Source organism: Brevundimonas sp., from assembly GCF_036659295.1.
In the GTDB taxonomy this organism is placed as follows: Bacteria; Pseudomonadota; Alphaproteobacteria; order Caulobacterales; family Caulobacteraceae; genus Brevundimonas.
Genome location: NZ_JAVXCU010000164.1, coordinates 1 through 693, shown reverse-complemented (window position 1 = coordinate 693; position 693 = coordinate 1). Strand labels below are relative to the sequence as shown.

The 693-nt window shown below is 59.3% G+C and carries 1 protein-coding gene; it reads right to left on the bottom strand.

Annotation, left to right across the window (positions count from 1 at the left end; all coding sequences use genetic code 11):
• Positions 1-693 (bottom strand): NAD(P)/FAD-dependent oxidoreductase (locus tag RSB01_RS14140; protein ID WP_332625764.1); only part of this gene is annotated, 693 nt, incomplete at both ends.

Below are 693 nucleotides of genomic sequence, written 5' to 3'. Positions count from 1 at the left end.
AGTTACGGCTGGCGAACAGTTCGTCGTAGAGCCAGCTCTTCTTGAAGGCGTCGACGTAAGTGGTCAACTCTTCAGTACCGTCCTTTTCAGCGAACAGCGCGTCAGCCACCGATTCAGCGGCGAGCATGCCGGATTTCATCGCGGTGTGGCTGCCTTTGATCTTGGCGAAGTTCAGGGTGCCGAGGTCGCAACCGATCAGCGCACCGCCCTTGAAAACCATCTTCGGCAGCGAGTTCAGGCCACCTTTGCAGATTGCGCGTGCGCCGTAGCTGATGCGCTTGCCGCCTTCCAGATACTGAGCCAGCACCGGGTGATGTTTGAGGCGCTGGAACTCGTCGAACGGCGACAGGTAGGTGTTGCTGTAGGACAGGTCAACGATCAGGCCGACCACCACCTGATTGTTTTCCAGGTGATAGAGGAACGAGCCGCCGGTGTTCTCGGTGCCCATGATGTCCAGCGGCCAGCCGGCGGTGTGCACCACCAGGCCTGGCTGATGCTTGGCCGGGTCGATTTCCCAGATTTCCTTCAGGCCGATGCCGTAATGCTGGGCGTCGGCTTCGCTGTCGAGGTTGAAGCGCTTGATCAGTTGCTTGCCGATGTGGCCACGGCAACCTTCGGCGAACAGCGTGTATTTGCCACGCAACTCCATGCCCGGGGTATACAGGCCTTCTTTCGGATTGCCTTCGCGATCGA